The sequence below is a fragment of the Pseudoalteromonas issachenkonii genome (assembly GCF_002310795.1).
Lineage (GTDB): Bacteria > Pseudomonadota > Gammaproteobacteria > Enterobacterales > Alteromonadaceae > Pseudoalteromonas > Pseudoalteromonas tetraodonis.
Window position 1 is genome coordinate 2,008,682 of the sequence record NZ_CP011030.1, and the last position, 21,080, is coordinate 2,029,761.

A 21,080-nucleotide genomic window follows, 5' to 3' on the forward strand; every position below is an offset into this window, starting at 1 on the left:
CTGAGAAAACTAAGTAGAGACACACATTATGATCAGTGCATTTGATATGTTTAGCATTGGTATTGGCCCTTCATCGTCACATACCGTTGGCCCAATGCGTGCATCACGCTTATTTGTTAATGACCTAAACGAACAACAACTATTAGCAAATGTGACCGATGTAAAAGTAGAGCTTTACGGCTCGCTTGGCCAAACAGGTGTTGGCCACGGCTCTGGTAAAGCAGTGATACTTGGCTTAGCAGGGTATGATCCTGAAACCATTGATGCCGATTTAGTGGATGACATACTCGCTAAAATTGAAAAAGAACAGGTTATTTACCTGAACCAAACTCACAAAGCTAAATTCCCTAAGCAGGGCGCGATTGTTTTTCATCGCAGAAAGACACTCCCTAAACATTCCAACGCAATGGAAATTATTGCCTATAACAATGGCGAAAAAGTATATAGCAAAGTTTACTACTCTATTGGTGGCGGATTTATTGTTACGGATGAAGAGTTTGAAAAAGAAAAACAAGCCGCTTTAGATATCCGTGAAGAAAACCCAGCCCCGTTCCCGTTTGGCTCGGCTAAAGAATTACTCGAAATGTGTAAAGAGTCGGGTTACAGCGTATCAACGTTAATGATGAAAAACGAAAAAACGTTACGCAGTGAAGAAGCCATTAAAGATGAGCTATTTAATATTTGGCAAGTAATGAAAGCCTGTATTGAGCGAGGTATGCGCACCGAAGGTATTTTACCTGGCGGATTAAAAGTAAAACGCCGTGCGCCAAGCTTATATTTAAAGCTTAATGTAGAAGTCAGTAACGATCCGCTGCGCGCCATGGACTGGGTTGATTTATTCGCATTAGCTGTAAACGAAGAAAATGCAGCCGGAGGACGTGTAGTAACTGCCCCCACAAATGGCGCAGCCGGAATTTTACCTGCAGTATTAATGTATTATCATACTTTTATTAAAGAAGTAGACCGTGATATTGCTACCCGCTACTTATTAACTGCCGCTGCAATAGGCATTTTATATAAAAAGAATGCCTCTATTTCTGGTGCTGAAGTGGGTTGCCAGGGCGAAGTCGGTGTTGCTTGTTCAATGGCCGCAGGCGCACTTACTGAAATTGTTGGTGGTAACGTTGTACACGTAGAAAATGCCGCTGAAATTGGTATGGAACATAACTTAGGGTTAACCTGTGACCCTGTTGGCGGCTTAGTGCAAGTCCCCTGTATTGAACGTAATGCAATGGGCGCTATTAAAGCAATTAATGCGTCGCGCCTTGCTATACGCGGTAGTGGTGAGCAAAAAGTATCGCTGGATAAAGTAATAAAAACCATGCTCGATACGGGTAACGATATGAAAACAAAATACAAAGAAACCGCTCGCGGTGGACTGGCCGTTAATATTATCGAGTGCTAATTAACCTGAACTCTGGTTAAGAGATTTACTAACATATTGAATCAAAATGATATTTATGTTTATTTTCTCTAGCTAGAGATTTTTAGTGAAAACAAGGCGAAATTACGCGTCAATAGCTAGCCTATTGCAAGTAAATTCAACGCAGTTAGCGCTGAAAATAGCTGCTTAAGATGAATTTATTATCCACAGTTCAGGTTAATTACATAGCACAAAAAAAGCCGCTTAGTTGCAAAACTAAGCGGCTTTTCATTGCTGTTTATGGCCGTTACTTTACAGGAAGTTCAATATCAGCAAATAACTTATCAACATCTTCTTGATTTCGCAGTAAACTCGCACGCTCTACTCGCTCTTTAGTTAAATGCGGTGCAAAACGTTCGATAAAGTCATACATGTAGGTGCGTAAAAAGCTGCCCTTTCTAAAACCAATTTTAGTCGTGCTCGCCTCAAATAAATGGCTAGCATCAATGCACACTAAGTCGCTGTCGTTTACCTGATCAATTGCCATAGATGCAACCACACCCACACCTAGCCCTAAACGCACATACGTTTTAATGACATCGGCATCGGTGGCAGTAAATACAATATGTGGCTCTAATCCGTAAGCATTAAATGCTTTGTCGAGCTCCGAACGACCTGTAAAGCCAAATACGTAAGTAATGAGTGGGTATTGGGCTATATCAGCCACTGTTAAATTATCCACTTTTTTCGCAAGGGGATGATCTTTAGCAACCACAATACTACGATTCCAATGGTAGCAAGGCAGCATTACTAAATCTGAATATAAATGAAGCGCTTCTGTGGCAATGGCAAAGTCAGCATCACCGCGAGCGGCTGCATCCGATATTTGCTGTGGTGTACCTTGATGCATATGCAGTGATACCGCAGGATATTTTTGAGTAAAGCCTTTAATTACACTCGGTAACGCATACCGTGCTTGTGTATGCGTGGTAGCAATATTAAGTTTGCCTTGATCGGGCAGCGTATGTTCATTCGCAACCGCTTTAATACCCTCAACTTTTGAGAGTATTTCGCGTGATATGTTAATGATTTCCTCGCCAGCGCCTGTAACATGAGTTAAATGCTTACCACTGCGGCCAAAAATTTGTACACCGAGCTCATCTTCTAACATACGTACTTGCTTAGAAATACCAGGCTGGGAGGTAAATAAACTCTCAGCCGTAGCTGAAACATTTAATTTATGATTTTGAACTTCTACGATATATCTAAGTTGTTGTAATTTCATGGCTATGTAGTTTCGTTATAATTCACATTGACAGATAAAAGCGCACCCTAACTATAGGTAGCTATATAAAAGGCTGATTAATGTTACATAATATAACAATTAATTTGTTGAAATTTCAGGTTAACACAATAAATAAACTTGAGGTAGCAATGATTATCAGCAATCGAAACATAACATATTAAGATTTAAACGCTTTATGGTGACGCTTTTTTCAGTTAATCTGAGCAAAGTTTCCCACCTTTTATATATTTAATGTAAGATTAGATAATAAGGTTAAGAATTTGAGAATTATAACATGATAGTTTCCATTATAATTGTATTAATTGTTGCACTTATAGTCATTGCACTATGGGTTAGTGCTGTTCAGCAACACAAAGAAAAACAAGAAGCTGAACGACGCAAAGAGTTAACAAAACAAAAAGCAATCATTGAAGAAACCGAAGAAGCATTAATGAATAGCGCCAACATTCCACTTTCAGAGGCAACTCAGCGAATATTACAACGACGAATTCATGATGCGCTCAGTCAAATGGTGTCTATTTCAAGCGGAGGTAGTGGACTAAAAAACCGCTTAAAAGAAGCAAAAGAGCGACTACAAAACCCAATTCAAGATGGTTCAGATGGCTTTGTATTACCAGGCAACGACAAACAACTGATATCGCTGATACAAGGCATTAAAAAGTTACGCACTATTATTCGTTCTGAGCATAATAAAGGCAAAGTAGACAGCCAGGTATTTATTGCAGAAGACAAACGCCTTGAAAAGCTACAACTAAGAATCAACATTGAAAGCCAAATAAAGCGTGGGTTATCAGCGCAAACAGCTGGAATGATAGGCTCTGCTAGGCAGTACTTTGAAAAAGCAGCTGCCACACTTAACAGTGTTTCATTTAATGACGATTACATTACGGCAAAACGAGCTGAAGTTGAAGGCTACCTTGAAACGATAAGTAATGAACTCAAGGCATCAAATGCTACATCATTGAAGAAAAAGAACGAACAAGAGCAAGATGATTTAGACGTATTATTTGCACCTAAAAAGAAATGGTAATTCCTTTCTAAATAAAAAAGCCCATGCAGTTGCATGAGCTTTTTTTTGAATAGGATTTTGCCCCACTTTGTGTTTACATATTAGGACATATACACATTCTAACAAGCTGACTGCATTAAGATAAAAATGCGAACTTAACAATAAACAAGGCAGTTAAAATCCAAACACTAATGCTTACCTGATCTTTTTTGCCACACAGCACTTTTACCGCCGTATAAGAAATAAAACCAAGTGCAATACCGTGTGCAATTGAGAAAGTCAGCGGTGTCATTAATAATACAACACTCACCGGAATTGCATCAGTCATGTCGTCCCAATTCACAAACTTTAAGTTTTGTAGCATCAATACAGATACATATAAAATAGCTCCCGCGGTTGCGTATGCAGGCACCATTTGAGCTAAAGGCGCAAAAAACATCATCAGTAAAAAGCAGCAACCCACAACTACAGCGGTCAAACCCGTTCGACCACCAACAGATACACCTGCAACAGACTCAATGTATGACGTGGTTGTTGAAGTACCGAGCATTGCACCTGCAATGGTTGCTGTGCTGTCAGCGCTTAATGCACGACCTAAACGCGGCATATTACCGTTTTTATCTGCTAAACCAGCCTTCTGAGTTACCGCAACTAACGTGCCTGAGGTATCAAACAAATCAACGAATAAAAACGCAAAAATAACACTCAACATCGACAGTTCAAACGCGGCACTAAAGTCCAGTTGCATAAAGGTCGGCATGATAGAAGGTGGCATAGCAATAACACCATGATACTCCACTAACCCCATAGACACAGCAATCGCGGTGACTAGTAAAATACTAATCAGTACGCCACTTTTAAAATCGCGATAAAGCAGTGCAGCAATAACAAAAAAGCTGAAAATAGCCAATAAAGGACCAGGCGAGGTAATATCACCCAACTGCACCAGTGTTGCAGGACTTGATACAATAATACCGGCACTTTTAAGTGCGATGAGAGCTAAAAATGCGCCAATACCCGTTGCTATTGCTTGCTTGAGCACCAGAGGGATTGCATTAATAATCCACTCTCGCACCTTAAATAAGCTTAGAATTAAAAATATACACCCTGACATAAATACCGCACCCAACGCAGCTTGCCAGCTATAACCCATACCTAATACAACACCATAGGTAAAAAATGCATTTAATCCCATACCCGGTGCCAATGCCAGTGGATAATTGGCCCACAAACCCATAATAAAACACCCTATTGCAGCAGCAATACAGGTGGCAACAAAAGCAGCACCTTGGTCCATACCGGCTTCTGCAAGCATAGCTGGGTTTACGAATACGATATAAACCATCGTAATAAATGTAGTCATACCGGCAATACATTCACGGCGAACCGAAGAATCATTTGCACGGATTTTGAATAAGGCTTCGAGCATAATAAACTTGTGGTTGTAAAAAGTGGCGAGATTTTAGCATAAAAATAACTTTTTACAGGACATTTTACCTTGCTATATACTAAACTAGCTAAGTGATTAAAATAACAAACGAAGTAGCATGATCAAAACGACACCAAGTGGCCAAGACTTAGAGCAACAATTAGACAACATTCTTTCTTTTGTAACGCAACCAAGCGATGCAAATCTCCCTGCGAGCTCTAAAAACACCGATCAAGACACATTAAATAAAGCCCTTTATTACCTTAAAAATGAACAAGGCGCCTTAGCCGCAAAATGGATGCGTTTGGCAGCAATGGCAGGAAATTATCGCGCGCAGTTTTATTTAGGGCTGTTTTTTATAAAAGGACAAGGTGTGCCGCAAAGTGTATTTCATGGTGCTGCGTGGCTTAGCTTAGCCGGTAGTCAAGGCTATGAACCTGCCATAGAAGCAATGAGCGATATACGAAAACATATTAGTACCAAACGACTTAAAGATGCTCAATGCTACGCAGCCAGCCTGTATGAACAAATTCACCAGTTACAATTCTCACATTTGATCCCCTCTAGTAGCGAAAAATAATTTCACTGCCCTAAAACTCATTTCATCTGTAAATTAATTAAGCGTTTATAGCCAAAACAAGCACGCTTAATTAATTTAAACTACTGTATACCCCCTGTTCATCTGTATTTATTTGCTCCCAGCCTTAAAATTAATTCTGTGGGCATTAACTTTCAATAAAAATTAAACCATTGTTATATATAGATTATTTATATATTTATAGTAACTGTCGCGTTTTAAGATGAATAACTGTACAAAAAAATAGCAAAAAACACTTGCACCAAACAACTGTATAAACTACTGTATGAATGTACTGTATAAAAACCCAGTGAGTGAGAAGATTATGTTACAGCCAATTACCGTAAGAACAGTTAAAAGCTATCAACAAGATGACCAATCAGATTGTGTTAACGTTGTACAAATTGAAGATGAAATTTCAGCAACGTTTGAGTTATTAAAAGTATTACACCAATACAACAGCCTAAACGCATGGACACTGTTAATAGCACCAGATAACGTACCGAGCAAAGCGCTACTTGATTCATGCTCAATTGATACCAGTAAATTACTGGTTATTCGTCAAAAGCATTTAGTTAATTTAGAGTATGTTTTAAGTTCTGCACTTCACAATGGAAATTTTGCCGCGGTGATCACCTGGACTGACATAATAAATAACCAACAACTGTCGCAGTTATCATTAAACTTGAGCCATACGCGCACTAAGTTGTATTGCTTTAGCAAAAAAAGCGCTCACCCTGAGATTTCACTTACGCAATAAGCTTGATAAACTAGCGTTTTAATACACAGTACATTTATCATGACTTCTAACGCCCTATTATGTTTTTGTGGCAGTCAGCAACCTTATGCTGATTGCTGCGAGCCTTTTCATTTAAAAACCAAACAGCCACACACACCAGAGCAACTTATGCGTGCACGCTACAGTGCTTATGCTGTTAAAAACGCGGTTTTTGTTCGTGAAAGTTATGCAAAAGAAAAACAAGCTGAAAATTCAATTTCAGAAATTAAAGATTTTGCAAATAGTTGCCGTTTTATAAACTTAACCGTATTAGACTCTGGTTATAATGATGAAACAGGATTTGTTACATTTAAAGCTCACTACTTTTATCAAGATTTATATTGCGAGTTGGCAGAAAATTCAAGGTTTATTAAAGAAGATGGACAATGGCGATACCTTGATGGTGAGATTACACCGGTTGCCGATATTAAAGTAAAGCGCAATGATACGTGCCCTTGCGGCAGTAATAAAAAGTATAAAAAGTGTCATAGTGTATAAATAACAGCTACAAAAAATGGGCCACAAGGCCCATTTTCAAAAACTACACTAAACGCAAATTAGCGTTTTACTCGCCATCATCTTCATCGAGGTCTTGACGCTGTGCAGGTCTTGCTAAAATCTCTAAGTAAAAAGAAGTTAAACCTTGCTTTTCAATTTCACTGATGTGATTGTTAATTTCAGCAACGTGAACCACTTGGGCTTCTTCAGCCGTGTTACCAAACTTACAATCAAATGCCCAGTAGTCGGCATCAACAGGTAAAGTTTTATTACGTTCTCTTTTCAAATATTTTTTCACTTCATGCTTTGCAGCATCAACCATACGAGGGTATTTGATTTTCTCATGATTCAGCGTGAATGTTTTCTTCATTACGTTCCTAATTACCTTGGTTTAATGATAATGGCATTTAATGTCATACCATTTGCGCCATTATAGCAATTGCATTTAAATTTTGGATGCTTTTTTTATATTAAATCAGTTATTAAAATAAAGCACCTATAAAACCAATAGTTACTTACTACTATAAACACAGTTTATTACAATCAAATGGCATGTATAAAGCAGCAATTGAACACATATAATTAGGCACTAAACAAATGTAATGGCTGGTGGATAGCTTCATTTTGTAAATCATCATAAAATGCCACCGCATCCATTTGAGGGTTTGATAACTCGGTGTTGGTATTTTGAATTCGTCGACGTACCGCTAATTCACAGTTATCAATGACAGTCAGTGGAATGTGGTTTTTATCATCACGAATATTAAATGGCTCAGGCTTTAAGCACTGAGTTAACTTTATATCACTCATCCCTACAGCGCTTCCCATTTTTGCTAAAAGCTCTGTGTTATTTTTACCAATTAACATATTAAAGGTATCTGGCGCTAATGGCTGCTTTGGACCTGCGCCAAATTGTTTACGCAGAGCATTTTCATCAGCTTGATCATGCTTAGTGTCACTTTTGGGTAGGTGGAATTCACTAAAATCGAGTGCATCGTGAGAGAGCATTGCTAATAAAAGTGCAAACTCGCCTCGGCGGTTTTCGTGCACACTTTCGTTAAGCCTCGTTTTTAACTGGCTCTCCGTGATTAACAAATCACCAATCTGCATAGACTTTAGCCTATTTAACTAATTAATAAGTATTTATCGGCTAAATTTGAATTTTCTTTAGCTTTTTTCTTTACTTAAATAAGAAGTTTGCTATTATCTGCCGCGTTGCATTGGAGGGGTTCCCGAGCGGCCAAAGGGATCAGACTGTAAATCTGACGGCTCAGCCTTCGCTGGTTCGAATCCAGCTCCCTCCACCACTTTTCTTAGGCTAAGTTAAGTGGGGCCAAATGCAATAACAATTAGTGTGGAGGGGTTCCCGAGCGGCCAAAGGGATCAGACTGTAAATCTGACGGCTCAGCCTTCGCTGGTTCGAATCCAGCTCCCTCCACCACTTCTCTTCTCTACCTTATTTCTTTTTATTCAAATACCCACTGTAAACTCATACCATGATTGTTTAACCAGTTACTTGCTTGTTTATAATCTGAATAAAATAATCCCACACGTTGCCAAAATTGAGCGCTGTGATTTAAATATTTTAAATGTGCTAATTCATGAACAATCACGTAGTCAATAACCCATGTCGGTGCACTTGCCAAGTGTAAGTTGAAGGTTAGTTCACGCCTGCGATTACAACTACCCCAGCGACGTTTATACAATTGAATACGAATATTACTCGGTAGCTTTTCACCCATCAGCTGACAATAATCGTTAACTCGCATTTCAATATAGCTTTCTAATTTCTCATGCAAAAACTGCTCTAGCAAACTTTGATACATTTGCGTTTGATGCTTTACACGTGAAGAAATACTCAGTAACAGCGTTTGGCTTTCATTGTGCTGCTGCCATTGAGTGCGTACTGCGTTTTCAAATTGCACATTAACAGCTTCATTAAATAATTTAATACTCTGGGTTTTGAGTGGAAACTGTCGTGTATCGGCTTGAATTTGTTGCTTATGTAACTGAGCATCAATCCAGTCCTGTTTACTTAACAGCCATTCATTAATTTGTGTTTTCGTTACAAAATGGGGCGCATATACCGTAAGCTCACGTTGTGCGACTTTGATAGCCACTGTTTTTCTTCGCTTACTACGCTTTAAAGTGTAATCCAACAATGAATGCTGCCTATTTATAATTAACCACTGGGTTTTATTTTACCTTGTACCATAACGGCTAATCTATAAATAATCCCTACTAAATGCCATTTTAATAACAATGGATTTAGTGCTACTCAATAAATAGTATGGTTTAGAGCTTAAAACACTTACGTTACTTTTGTAATTTATAACTCAATACCTTGTGATTATTATTGTATTTTATATTAGACTGAATTTAAGAGTTATTATGTGAATGATTGATGTTAGCTAATTTTTTTATAAACGAACCAGATCCAAGCCTAATTATTAATGGTGTATACGACCCAAGTTTAGTGACACTATCTATACTCACCGCAATTTTTGCAGCTTATTTTTCTTTGCACGTTATCGATTTAGCAAATAATACACATTTTAAATCTTATCGAAAGTTAGCCAATATAACCGCAGCCTTAGTCCTTGCCGGAGGGGTCTGGAGCATGCACTTTATTGCTATGCTGGCATTTTCTTTGTGCACTACAATTGAATACGATCCCACACTCACTTTTGTGTCGTTTATACCGGCTTTACTGGCATGTACCATTGCTTTTTCTTGTTTGAAAACATATAGCTCTAAGCCTCGTATTATCAATTTAATTCTAAGCTCTCTTTTATTTGGCGCGGGTGTTGGCACCATGCATTACAGCGGTATGGCCGCGATGCAATTAAGTCCTTTACTTCGTTATGATCCAATATGGTTTGGCGCTTCAATTGTTGTTGCAGTGCTGCTGTCTTTTATAAGTCTCTATACACGTTTTCATTTACCAGCACACTTTAAAAAATTAACGCCTGTGCATAATCGTATTATTTGTGCCCTTATTCTTGGCCTTGCCGTGGCTGGTATGCATTATATGGGCATGGCTGCTACGCGATTTATTGCAACAAGCCCGATAATTAACGAGCAAACAAACCAATCACATCTAACCTTTATTGCTATTAGTGTGTCGTTCGCCACGCTTTTATTAACAGCGGTGGTTGTGATCATCAATGGCATGATCCGTTACAGAATGCTGTTGGGGAAAAAATCAGCTGAAGAGTCTCGCCTTGATGCTATTTTATCAACTGCCATTGACGGCATCGTTACTATCAATATTAAAGGCACTATTTTGAGCTTTAATAAAGCCGCAGAAACAATTTTTGGCTGGCAAGATAATGAGGTCATTGGCCAGAATGTAAAAATATTAATGGCTGATGATATTGCTAATCAACACGATGCTTTTTTAAAAAATACAACAAACCATGAGGTAAAACGTGTTATTGGTGTTAATCGCGATGTGTGGGCAAAACATAAAAATGGTCATCAATTTCCAATTCGCTTAGGGATTGGTGAAGTAAAGCAATTACAAACTGAAACATTGTTTGTGGGCTTTATTACCGATTTAACTGAGCAAAGAGCGTTACAACAAAGCTTAATTGAAAAAGAGCGACAATACCGTACCTTAATGAACAATATGCCCGGTGTGGTATTTCGCTGCTTGTTAGATGAACACTGGAGTATGTTGTTTATCAGCCCTAGCGTCTATGAACTAACGGGTTATCGCGCTGAAGAATTTACTGAGCAGCGTATTACCTTTGCCGAGCTTATTGTTAAAGAAGATGAAGCGGCTATTTCTTTAGCGATTGATCAAGCAGTTGCATCGACCAGTCAATACTCAATTGAGTATCGCATTCGCCATCGCAACGGCAATATTATTTGGGTACTTGATCAAGCAAGTATTATCACTAACTCTAAAGATGATACACGCTGGGTTGATGGCGTTTTAGTTGATATAACCAAGCGCCATGAATATGAGCAAAGCTTAAAGCAAGCTAAATACGAGGCTGAAGCAGCCGCGCAAGCTAAACAGTCTTTTATGGCAAATATGAGCCATGAGATACGTACCCCCATGAATGCAATTATTGGCTTTAGTGATATTTTAATGGATAGTCCGCTTAATAAAGAACAACAAAAACAAATTATTACCGTTAATAACGCTGCGCGTTCTTTATTGCATTTACTCAACGATATCCTTGACTCAGCAAAGCTAGAGAAAGGTAAACTCGAAATTCAAAAAGTACATTTTAACTTGCAAGAATTGCTCGATAATATTGTGTCGACATTTTGGCTTGATGCAAAACGCAAAGACTTACAGCTCATTTTAAAAATAGCTGACAATGTAAATCCATTTTATTTTGGTGATGATACGCGTTTACGCCAAGTGCTAACCAATTTAATCGGCAATGCGATAAAGTTTACTGAGCAAGGCCATGTTACTGTTTCGGTTACTCATAAACCCAATCAACCCATTTTATTTGAAGTACAAGATAGTGGTATAGGTATCGAAAAAGGTCGCCTTGAGGCTATTTTTAAACCCTTTGAGCAAGCAGATGGCACCACAACACGCCGATTTGGTGGCACAGGGCTTGGCACAACAATTAGTAAGCAGCTGGTTGAATTAATGGGCGGCAAAATATATGCACAAAGTACCCTTGGTCAAGGTAGCTGTTTTTCCTTTACTGTTGGGCTTGAGCCAGGCGAAAAAAGTCAGGTGCAAGCCATTAGTAGAAACGCATTTAGCTTACCCCCATTAAAAATCTTAGTGGTGGATGATATTGAACAAAATATCGAACTACTCACTATTATGCTTTCCCAAGCAGGCCATCAGGTAAGTAAAGCAAATAATGGTTTTGAGGCCATTGACATGTTTAATCAGCATCGCTTTGATATTATCCTAATGGATATTCATATGCCTAAATGTGATGGGATCAGTGCCACAGCATCAATTCGCTCTTTAGAGCAGCAAAAACAACTAAAGCACACGCCAATAATTGCCTTAACGGCCAGTGTGCTACAGCAAGATAAGCTAACAGCCAAACAAGCGGGTATGAATGGTTTTACAACCAAACCCGTTGACATAAACCAACTCAACCAAGAAATAGCACGGGTGCTTGGGCTTGCTATCAGCCAGTTAGTAACTAACGATCCAATAGATTCAAAACTTCGCATAGATTTTAGTAAAGGCGAAAAAATGTGGGGCAGCAAAGAGAAACATCTCAAAGAGGCTGTACTCTTTTTAGCTCAGCATCAAAATAGTATGCAAACCTTGGCGACCACTAAGCTAAACGATAAGCATCATGCTCATATTTTGCATAATTTAAAAGGTCTTGCCGGTAATTTAGCGCTCAATAATTTATCTTACTTAATTGCGCAAGCTGAAAAACAACGTGATATAACAAGTTATACTCAGTGCATATTAAAATGTCAGCAAGAGTGGCAGCAGCTAGCAGATGAATTATCACACTTACACATTGCTTTTAAAGAGAATGAATTACAAAAAGAAACCGTGTCAGATGCTGAATTTATTCACCAATTAACGCTTTTACTCAGCCAAGCTAAACGAGCAGAGTTGGATGATACGTTATTAAGTTATATTGTAAGAATAACACCCGAACAACACAAAGTTGCTATTTTAAATATTTATGAGCAGTTTAATGACTTTGAATTTGATAATGCACAAACACAGCTCAACGCATTATTAACAACACTCAATAACTAGCTCTTCTGAGGATACCGATGGATCAATCGATAAGTCATGCGCGAATATTAATCGTCGATGATGAACCTGCAAATTTAAAAGTAATGCGCGAGGTCTTAGCGAGTAACTACCGTTTATCGTTTGCTAAATCGGGGGCTGTGGCACTGCAATTAATAGAAAACGATCCGCCAAAACTCATTTTACTTGATGTAATGATGCCAGATATGAATGGCTTTGAAGTGTGCAAAATTTTAAAAGCTAATCCTAAAACCGCACACATTCCGGTCATTTTTGTCACCGCACTCACGCAAGAACAAGATGAATCGGAAGGGTTTTCGCTAGGTGCGGTTGACTATATAACCAAACCTATTAGCCCTGCGATAGTAAAGGCAAGGGTAAAAACTCATCTTTCTTTAGTACAAGCCGAGCAACTAAAACAAGCACATGTAGATTTAGTTGAGCGATTGGGTCGCGCGGCAGAGTATAAAGATACTGATACGGGTGAGCATATTGCACGAATGAGCCAATACAGCAAAGTACTTGCTTTAGCGTTGGGAATGAACGAACAACACGCAGAATTATTACGCCAAGCTGCGCCAATGCACGATGTCGGAAAAATAGGTATTCCTGATTCGATACTGTTAAAACCTGGCAAATTAACCCCCGACGAATTTGCACACATGAAAGAGCATGCCGCTATAGGGGCTAAAATATTGGCCAACTCACCTTCCCCCTTACTGCAACTTGCCCATGTATTGGCTATTGAACATCATGAAAAATGGGATGGCACAGGTTATCCTAATGGATTGAAAGGCGAGGAAATCTCTATTGAGGGGCGGATTGTAGCGATTGCTGATGTATTTGATGCACTTACATCAAAACGTCCTTATAAAGAGCCTTGGAGCATTGAGCAAACACTAGAGCATATGCAACAACAAGCAGGAAAACACTTTGACCCTCAGCTGGTTGATCTTTTTATTAGCAAAATAGACGCTATTTTAGCGATAAAAAAGGCTCATCAAGAACGCGATTAAATCGTCTCTTTTTTGAACAAACATTACTGCGCAAAGTTCAACAGGACCTAGCCTCTTTTGGCATTGTGAGAGCCTAACGCTACAGCTGGAAAATGCTGTTTTATAATGCGGTAGTCATGGGAAGTGATCTCATGGCTATTGCCACTGTTATCTTTAAAATACATAGAAAAAGTCACGCCATGATCAGCCAGTATCGTTTTAATTTCAAGCTGCTCAAAATGTGCTAACCACGCTATAAATTGCTCACCGGTTGCAGCAAAAGCGATTCCTTTACTTCGCCCTGGCGCCTCAAATAAAGCTAAACGTGTCGATCCGTTTTCATCTTCAAGCGTTAAAGGGCCTTTGCCTTCTTCATTCCAAAATGCTAATTCCTCTACTACAGTAAAACCAAGCACCTTTTCATACCAATCAACGGCTTGGGTGAGGCTTTGAACATTTAAATGACAATGATCAATACCGCTCAATTTTGGCCTCACTGTCTTACCCTCCAATTTCAGATTTTAACTGCTCTAAAAAGTCATACATATAATCTGTTCTTCTAAGTGCTTCAGCTTTAGCTGAAGGTGTATTCATACTTTTTGCAATATGCAGCAACTTTATAAAAAAATGATCTAAGGTGTACTGTTTATCATCAGGTTCACGCTCTAAACAAAATGGATCATTAGGATTGTACAAAAGTCGGCTTATTGAGCCCCCCACTTTCATACAACGACTAACACCAATAGCCCCTAAGGCATCCATTCTGTCAGCATCTTGTACAAGATGTGCTTCAACGGTTTTAATAGCAATATTGGCGCTAAAACTATGCGCGGCTATGGCGTGGTGAATATCATCAAATAGCGCTTCATCATAGCCAATAGACGCTAAAAAACTAATCGCTTTATCGGCAGCCATCGTTGAAGCTTTTGCCCTATCGGGATGGTTTTTTGCTACGGCCACACAATCATGTAACCACGCAGCAGGTAAAACAACATTCATATTGGCTTTTTCAGCAGTGCATAATTTAACTGCAACACGTACTACCCGTTCAATATGGGTAATATCATGGGCTACATCGGCATGTACTAAGGATGTTATAAATTCTCTGCATTGCTGATCAAGTTGCTTTAATGAAGGGCTAAGGGCTAAATTGTTCACCGAGCTTCCAAAAATCTATTTAAACGAGGTAATATCCCCTACTTTAACGCGATTTATAAGGCCCTTGCAAAACATTCATTGTATGTTGCGAGTGGCTTGACTAAAATACAGCGCTTATTTATTACTACAGAGAAGCCCTATGTCATCTGCCGTTTACCTGCAAGCTGGTCGCGATAAATCATTAAAAAGAAAACACCCTTGGTTATTTTCTAAAGCCATCAAAAAAATTAAAGGTAAACCTGGATTAGGTGACACGGTAACCATACACGACAGTGAAGGTAAGTTTTTAGCCACCGCGGCTTACAGCCCGCATTCACAAATTCGCGCGCGTGTTTGGAGCTTTGATGAAAAAGAAGTCATAGATCAACATTTTTTCGAGCGTCGCCTACGTCGTGCTTTAGAAGCTCGCAGCCATGCGATTGAAGAAGGTGGACTGACCGGTTTTAGGCTTTGCGCCGCTGAATCAGATTATTTACCGGGTGTTACCATAGATAAATTTGATAACACCTTGGTTTGTCAGTTACTCAGTGCCGGTGCTGAGCGCCACAAAGGTGAAATTGTTGGTGCATTAATGGCTATTTTCCCAGGCTCTAATATTTATGAGCGCTCAGATGTAGATGTGCGCACTAAAGAAGGCTTGGAGCCAATTAAAGGAGTGCTTTGGGGTAATGAACCCACAGCGCCAGTTATCATTGAAGAAAATGGTTTAAAAATTGAAGTTGATATTCTTGAAGGCCATAAAACCGGCTTTTATTTAGATCAACGTGATAGCCGTGCTGCGCTGGAGCGTTTTTCAAAAGATAAAACCGTATTAAATTGCTTTAGTTATACGGGGACGTTTTCTCTTTATGCCCTGCGTGGTGGCTGTAAGCATGTAACCAATGTCGATGTTTCACAACCAGCTCTGGATACAGCAAAGCGCAATGTTGAACATAACAACCTTGATTTAAATAAAGTCGACTTTGTAAAACAAGATGTATTTAAGTTATTGCGCCAATACCGTGAAGACGGCGTGATGTTTGATACGATTGTGATGGATCCGCCTAAATTTGCTGATAATAAAGCGCAGTTAACTGGGGCATGTCGGGGTTACAAAGATATTAATATGATTGCGATGCAAATATTAAAACCAGGCGGCACACTGCTTACTTTCTCATGCTCTGGTTTAATGGAACAAAATTTGTTTCAAAAAGTGGTTGCAGATGCAGCACTTGATGCAGGTAAAGATTTGCTGATCATGGAGCGATTAAATCAAGCAGCTGACCACCCTATTGCGGGCAGCTACCCTGAAGGCTTTTATCTTAAAGGCCTTATTTGTAAGGTTTACTAAACACTAATTTTAGTTAAACTCAATAATTTCTAGCCCTGCGGTTATCGTGCCATCCTCTTCTGTACTGGCACGTATCACCTTTGCAGTGGCTTTTAACGGTGCAATGCTTGGATGGGTTGATGCAATATCAACCGATAAAATTGAGTTAAGCTCTAATAAATCATCGAGCTGCAAGGAGAGCCCTGTTGCACTTAAGTCAAGGCAGGTGCCTGTGTAACTTAGTCCTGCGACGGGCTCAATCGAGGTTAACTTAGCGGGTGTGTTAACCTGCATACGTCTGTAGTTTCGCTTATCTTCAGTAAACATAATTCCCTCTACACAATATTATTAATTTTTTCTCGTAGTACGGCGATAGAAAAAGGTTTTACAACGTAAGCATCACACCCTGAGTCAAAGCCTGCTTGTTGCTCAAGCTCTGACTCAAGTCCTGATATCATCACCACCGGAATGTGTTTTGTCTCTGGCGTATGTTTAAGTATGCGACAGGTATCATAACCATCAAGCCCCGGCATACATACATCAAGCAAAATAATATCAGGCGGATTAGCAATGGCAGATGCTAAACAACTTTTACCAGAATCAGCATAGCTTAAATCAAATGTTGATGCTAACCCTGCTTTGAGTATTTCAAAATTGAAATACTCATCATCAACCACTAACAATTGTCGCGCTTGGTGTTTTAGTAATGAGGACATAGCAATGTCATTTCCTTCTCAAGTTAGTCCCTTAGGGTCTGTTGACCGTTCAAGGTTGAATTTGCAGTAGCCTGTTTGGTATTTAGGCAAGGCAGAGCCTATGTGGTGTGGTTTTTACTTAGCCCACTAGGTTACAAACCTTGCGCCGCGATTAAACCGCCCTTAGTTTGAACAAATTTTAATCCACAAAGGTCAACAGACCCTAGCTTAATAGCGAATAAAGGGATTATTCAATTTCTTTTATCGCATTTAACACACGTTTTGCTGAAATTGGATAAGGTGTACCTAAGGTTTGCGCAAATAAGGATACGCGTAATTCTTGCTGCATCCAAAAAATAGCCTCAACATCGTCAGGCAATGGCATTCCTTTAGGGGTTTTATTCGTCAGTTTTTTATATTCTTGCGCCACTTTTTCAAGCTCTAGCACACATAATCTATCACGATTTGGGTCGACGGGTAGCTTTTCTAGTCGTTTTTGAATCGCTTTTAAGTAACGAATTAAATCGCCGAGCTTATCCGCCCCATGCTGGCTCACAAAACCTTTAAAAATAAGCGATTCTAACTGAGATTTAATATCGCCATGGGCAGTGATCATGGTTAAATCTACTCGCCCTTTCATTTTTTTATGCAGCGCATGAGCAATACTCAGTACTTGCTCTACTTGGGTTGCAATTGCTACTACGGTGTCGCCTAATTCGCCGCGAATATGCTCTTTAACCGCTTCAAATGCATCACTTGTACGAATATCACCATATTTAACTAATAGGCTATCAACACCCGATGCGATACAGTCATCAATTAAATCTGCAATTTTACCAAAAGGATTAAAGTACAACCCTAGCTTAGCCTTGTTAGGTAAATTTTGCTGCAGGTATTTAATGGGTGATGGTACGTTTAATAACACTAAACGACGCAACCCCTGCTGGTGCGCTAATTGCGCTTTAATTTCGTTATCGAATAACTCCACTGCCGCCGTTGATTTTTTATCCACCAGCGCAGGGTACGCTTTAATTTCGTACTGACCTTGCTTTTTCACATAGGATGTTGGTAACTCTCCAAAATCCCACTGTGTTAAATCGGTTTTTTCTATGCCTTTGTCGGCGACTTTAGATAAGGTGTCGGTGACCTTGCCTTGTAGCTGCGCTTTAAGTTTAGCTAAATCGAGTCCACGTGCCAGTAGCTTGTCGTGTTCATCGCGCACTTCAAATTGTAGCCTTAAATGCGGAGCAAGCGCAGTTAAATCCCACGCCTCAGGGTCTACACGGACGCCGGTCATACGTAGTAATCGATTGCTTAGCGAGTCGATTAACGAGCCTTGTAATGGCTCTATAGCCGCTAACACCGCATCGGCATAATTAGGCGCAGGAACAAAGTTACGACGCAATGACTTAGGTAATGACTTAATTAACCCACAAATTAACTCATGACGAAATGCCGGTATATGCCAATCAAAGCCACTTTCTTGCACTTGGTTTAACAGTGCAACGGGTATTTGTACGGCAACGCCATCAACCGCTTGGCCTGGATCAAAGTGATAGGTAAGCGGCAGCATCAAATTATCTTGCTGCCATGTATCTGGGTAGTCAAATTCGGTAATGCTGCTGGCGCCATGTTGCATGAGCTCTTCGCGCGTCATATGCAGGTAGTGTTTGTCTTGTTGTTTTTGTGTTTTATACCACTTAATAAACGCAGCACGATTGTTAATATCGCTGGGTATTTTCTTCTCGTAAAACTCAAACAAGGTTTGCTCATCAACTAAAATATCGCGTCTACGAGACTTGTTCTCGAGCACTTGAATATCTTCAATTAATTCGCGGTTATACGCTAAAAATGCTTCATTTAATCCAAGCTCTTGTTCAACCAGCGCCGAGCGGATAAATAATTCGCGGCTTACTTTAGGATCAATCTTGCTATACACACACCGGCGTTTATTAACGATAAGCAGGCCGTAAAGTGTTTGTTGCTCAAAGGCAATGACTGCACCGGGCTTTTTCTCCCAGTGTGGCTCGGTATAGCTTCGTTTTACCAAATGTTGAGCAAACGGTTCTACCCAGTTCACATCAATTTTGGCATTAATACGGGCATAGAGTTTACTGGTTTCTACCAATTCAGCCGACATCATCCACTTGGGGCTCTTTTTAAACAAGCCAGATCCTGGAAAAATATGAAATTGGCTATTACGTGCGCCTTTATACAGCTGCTTTTCGTCTTTAAAACCGATATGACTGAGCATGCCACTTAACAGTGCTTTGTGAATAAGCTCGCTGTCTGCAACATTCGTGGTGGCTTTCATTTTCATTTCATTGCACACAGTGCTGATTTGATAAACGATGTCTTGCCATTCACGAATGCGCATATACGCTAAAAAATCTTTTTGACATAGCTTTCTAAACTGGCTATTGGTCAGCTCACTTTGCTGCTCTTCGAGGTAATTCCACAAGTTTAAAAAGGCGATAAAGTCAGAGTCTGGATCGTCAAAGCGACCGTGTTTTTCATTCGCTGCCTGGCGTTTTTCTTGTGGTCGTTCTCGTGGGTCTTGAATTGAGAGCGCAGCAACAATAATAATCACCTCACGCAATGCACCCAGCTTATGCGCAGTCAGCACCATTTTTGCTAAACGCGGATCCACTGGCAAACGACTCAGCTCTCGACCAGATTGCGTTAAACTGGTTTTTTGATGACGTTTAGCTTCTTTTACCGCTTCTAACTCTTCAAGCAGTGTTAAACCATCGTTAATGTTGCGGCTATCTGGGGCTTGCACAAAAGGAAATTGCGCCATATCACCCAACCCTAATGCCAGCATTTGTAAAATAACTGACGCTAAGTTAGTACGCAATATTTCAGGATCGGTAAATTCAGGACGTGATAAAAAATCGTCCTCTGAATACAAGCGAATACAAATACCCGCTTCAACACGTCCACAACGCCCCATTCGCTGATTAGCACTGGCTTGCGAAATAGGCTCTATGGGTAAACGTTGAACCTTTGTACGGTAACTGTAACGACTAATACGCGCCGTACCCGGGTCAATAACATAACGAATACCTGGCACCGTTAGCGATGTTTCAGCCACGTTGGTTGAGAGAATAATGTGGCGGCGCGAATGCGGCGCAAAAATACGATTTTGCTCAGCGTTCGATAGCCTTGAATACAAAGGTAATATATCGGTGTGTTTTAAATTGCGCTTACTTAGCGCATCGGCGGTGTCGCGTATTTCTCGCTCACCGTTTAAAAAGATCAGAATATCACCGGGGCCTTCAGCGCAAAGTTCATCGACCGCATCAAAAATCCCCTGTAACTGGTCGCCTTCGGCTTCCATGTCTTCTTTTTGGATATCACTGATGGGGTTATAGCGTACATCCACAGGGAATGTCCGGCCTGATACTTCAATAATTGGCGCATCATCAAAGTGCTTAGAAAAACGTTCTGGATCAATGGTCGCTGAGGTAATAATAACTTTTAAGTCAGGACGTTTAGGAAGTAAATTTTTAAGGTAACCTAAAATAAAATCAATGTTTAAACTGCGCTCATGCGCTTCATCAATAATAATGGTGTCGTATTGATTCAAAAAACGGTCTTGTTGTATTTCAGCTAATAGAATACCGTCGGTCATCAGTTTTATATAACTGTTATTAGAAACCTGATCGCTAAAGCGAATTTTAAAACCCACTTGCTGACCAAGCTCGCATTGCATTTCTTCTGCTATACGATTGGCAACGCTACGTGCAGCTAAACGTCTAGGTTGAGTATGGCCTATATACCCATCAACCCCGCGGCCTAACTCTAAACACATTTTAGGAATTTGTGTGGTTTTACCTGAGCCGGTTTCACCAGCAATGATCACCACTTGATTATTAGCAATGGCTTCTTTAATGGTGTCTTTTTTTTGACTGACCGGTAATTGCTCAGGATAAGTAACGTTAGGTAGCCCAGCTAAACGCTGCTCGCGAAGCGATTGACTGCGACTGATATCAGCCGTAATTTTTTCAAGCGCACTGGTAAGTTTTGCCTCGTCGGTAATTTTTTTTACGCCATGAAGGCGCTTTTTAAAACTGAATTGATCTTTTTTTAAGCACGTTTTTAGCTCGCCAAACAACTGACCTAGGTTTACCACCTGCATACCTTATAAAAATTAGTCAAAGAGTCCCGATTGTAGCAAATTAAATGGCTGGGGTTAATCCTGTAAAGGACATAACAATCAGCGGATTATTATATAAACCTCCAGCCAC

General features: G+C 39.9%; 18 protein-coding genes and 2 tRNA genes. 10 read left to right on the forward strand and 10 right to left on the reverse strand.

What is annotated here, in order from left to right:
- Positions 1-28 precede the first annotated feature (28 nt).
- On the forward strand, positions 29-1,405 hold the full coding sequence (locus tag PISS_RS09210) for an L-serine ammonia-lyase (RefSeq protein WP_008112780.1): 1,377 nt from the start codon (positions 29-31) through the stop codon (positions 1,403-1,405).
- 265 nt (positions 1,406-1,670) lie between these two features.
- Here PISS_RS09210 and cysB read toward each other — a convergent pair whose 3' ends face one another.
- On the reverse strand, positions 1,671-2,648 hold the full coding sequence (cysB, locus tag PISS_RS09215) for an HTH-type transcriptional regulator CysB (RefSeq protein ID WP_008466190.1): 978 nt from the start codon (positions 2,646-2,648) through the stop codon (positions 1,671-1,673).
- 295 nt (positions 2,649-2,943) lie between these two features.
- Between cysB and PISS_RS09220 the strand changes: the two genes are divergently transcribed.
- Positions 2,944-3,699, forward strand: coding sequence for a hypothetical protein (locus tag PISS_RS09220; RefSeq protein WP_013465225.1), 756 nt, complete (start codon positions 2,944-2,946; stop codon positions 3,697-3,699).
- A 115-nt stretch (positions 3,700-3,814) separates the two neighbouring features.
- Here the strand turns inward: PISS_RS09220 and PISS_RS09225 are convergent, their stop codons facing one another.
- Positions 3,815-5,107, reverse strand: a complete 1,293-nt coding sequence (locus PISS_RS09225) for an NCS2 family permease (protein WP_008113045.1) — start codon at positions 5,105-5,107, stop codon at positions 3,815-3,817.
- Positions 5,108-5,225: 118 nt separating this feature from the next.
- Between PISS_RS09225 and PISS_RS09230 the strand changes: the two genes are divergently transcribed.
- From PISS_RS09230 to PISS_RS09240, 3 genes are all read left to right on the forward strand, one after another.
- Positions 5,226-5,687, forward strand: coding sequence for an SEL1-like repeat protein (locus tag PISS_RS09230; protein WP_033104392.1), 462 nt, complete (start codon positions 5,226-5,228; stop codon positions 5,685-5,687).
- A 322-nt stretch (positions 5,688-6,009) separates the two neighbouring features.
- On the forward strand, positions 6,010-6,444 hold the full coding sequence (locus tag PISS_RS09235) for a SulA-like leucine-rich domain-containing protein (protein ID WP_028835043.1): 435 nt from the start codon (positions 6,010-6,012) through the stop codon (positions 6,442-6,444).
- 39 nt (positions 6,445-6,483) lie between these two features.
- Positions 6,484-6,960, forward strand: coding sequence for a YchJ family protein (locus PISS_RS09240; protein ID WP_058154862.1), 477 nt, complete (start codon positions 6,484-6,486; stop codon positions 6,958-6,960).
- A gap of 67 nt (positions 6,961-7,027) precedes the next feature.
- Here PISS_RS09240 and PISS_RS09245 read toward each other — a convergent pair whose 3' ends face one another.
- Entirely contained in the window at positions 7,028-7,330 is a 303-nt protein-coding gene (locus PISS_RS09245) for a DUF6172 family protein (protein ID WP_058154864.1), read from the reverse strand.
- A 212-nt stretch (positions 7,331-7,542) separates the two neighbouring features.
- On the reverse strand, positions 7,543-8,070 hold the full coding sequence (locus tag PISS_RS09250) for a VC2046/SO_2500 family protein (RefSeq protein ID WP_058154866.1): 528 nt from the start codon (positions 8,068-8,070) through the stop codon (positions 7,543-7,545).
- 112 nt (positions 8,071-8,182) lie between these two features.
- Here PISS_RS09250 and PISS_RS09255 point away from each other — a divergent pair.
- Both PISS_RS09255 and PISS_RS09260 read left to right on the forward strand, forming a co-directional pair.
- Positions 8,183-8,267: transfer RNA gene (locus PISS_RS09255), tRNA-Tyr, on the forward strand.
- Between the two features lie 49 nt (positions 8,268-8,316).
- Positions 8,317-8,401: transfer RNA gene (locus tag PISS_RS09260), tRNA-Tyr, on the forward strand.
- A 25-nt stretch (positions 8,402-8,426) separates the two neighbouring features.
- Here the strand turns inward: PISS_RS09260 and PISS_RS09265 are convergent.
- Positions 8,427-9,119, reverse strand: coding sequence for a M48 family metallopeptidase (locus PISS_RS09265; RefSeq protein WP_028835040.1), 693 nt, complete (start codon positions 9,117-9,119; stop codon positions 8,427-8,429).
- A gap of 245 nt (positions 9,120-9,364) precedes the next feature.
- On the opposite strand from PISS_RS09265, the gene PISS_RS09270 reads away from it, so the two are divergent.
- A complete protein-coding gene (locus tag PISS_RS09270; RefSeq protein ID WP_058154868.1) occupies positions 9,365-12,676 on the forward strand; it encodes a PAS domain S-box protein in 3,312 nt (1,103 codons plus the stop codon).
- 17 nt (positions 12,677-12,693) lie between these two features.
- Complete coding sequence (locus tag PISS_RS09275) at positions 12,694-13,689, forward strand: response regulator (protein WP_058154870.1); 996 nt, start codon at positions 12,694-12,696, stop codon at positions 13,687-13,689.
- Positions 13,690-13,736: 47 nt separating this feature from the next.
- Here PISS_RS09275 and PISS_RS09280 read toward each other — a convergent pair whose 3' ends face one another.
- Both PISS_RS09280 and PISS_RS09285 read right to left on the reverse strand, forming a co-directional pair.
- Positions 13,737-14,165: a VOC family protein gene (locus tag PISS_RS09280; protein ID WP_232311316.1), complete on the reverse strand. Its 429-nt coding sequence runs from the start codon at positions 14,163-14,165 to the stop codon at positions 13,737-13,739.
- 4 nt (positions 14,166-14,169) lie between these two features.
- Entirely contained in the window at positions 14,170-14,826 is a 657-nt protein-coding gene (locus PISS_RS09285; RefSeq protein WP_096040835.1) for an HD domain-containing protein, read from the reverse strand.
- A gap of 139 nt (positions 14,827-14,965) precedes the next feature.
- On the opposite strand from PISS_RS09285, the gene PISS_RS09290 reads away from it, so the two are divergent.
- Complete coding sequence (locus tag PISS_RS09290) at positions 14,966-16,156, forward strand: class I SAM-dependent methyltransferase (protein ID WP_013465236.1); 1,191 nt, start codon at positions 14,966-14,968, stop codon at positions 16,154-16,156.
- A gap of 9 nt (positions 16,157-16,165) precedes the next feature.
- Here the strand turns inward: PISS_RS09290 and PISS_RS09295 are convergent, their stop codons facing one another.
- The 3 genes from PISS_RS09295 to hrpA all read right to left on the reverse strand — a co-directional run bounded on the left by PISS_RS09295 (position 16,166) and on the right by hrpA (position 20,965).
- Complete coding sequence (locus tag PISS_RS09295) at positions 16,166-16,462, reverse strand: PilZ domain-containing protein (protein ID WP_013465237.1); 297 nt, start codon at positions 16,460-16,462, stop codon at positions 16,166-16,168.
- An 8-nt stretch (positions 16,463-16,470) separates the two neighbouring features.
- A complete protein-coding gene (locus PISS_RS09300) occupies positions 16,471-16,851 on the reverse strand; it encodes a response regulator (RefSeq protein WP_013465238.1) in 381 nt (126 codons plus the stop codon).
- Between the two features lie 226 nt (positions 16,852-17,077).
- Positions 17,078-20,965, reverse strand: coding sequence for an ATP-dependent RNA helicase HrpA (gene hrpA / locus PISS_RS09305; RefSeq protein ID WP_175527434.1), 3,888 nt, complete (start codon positions 20,963-20,965; stop codon positions 17,078-17,080).
- Positions 20,966-21,080: the final 115 nt, after the last annotated feature.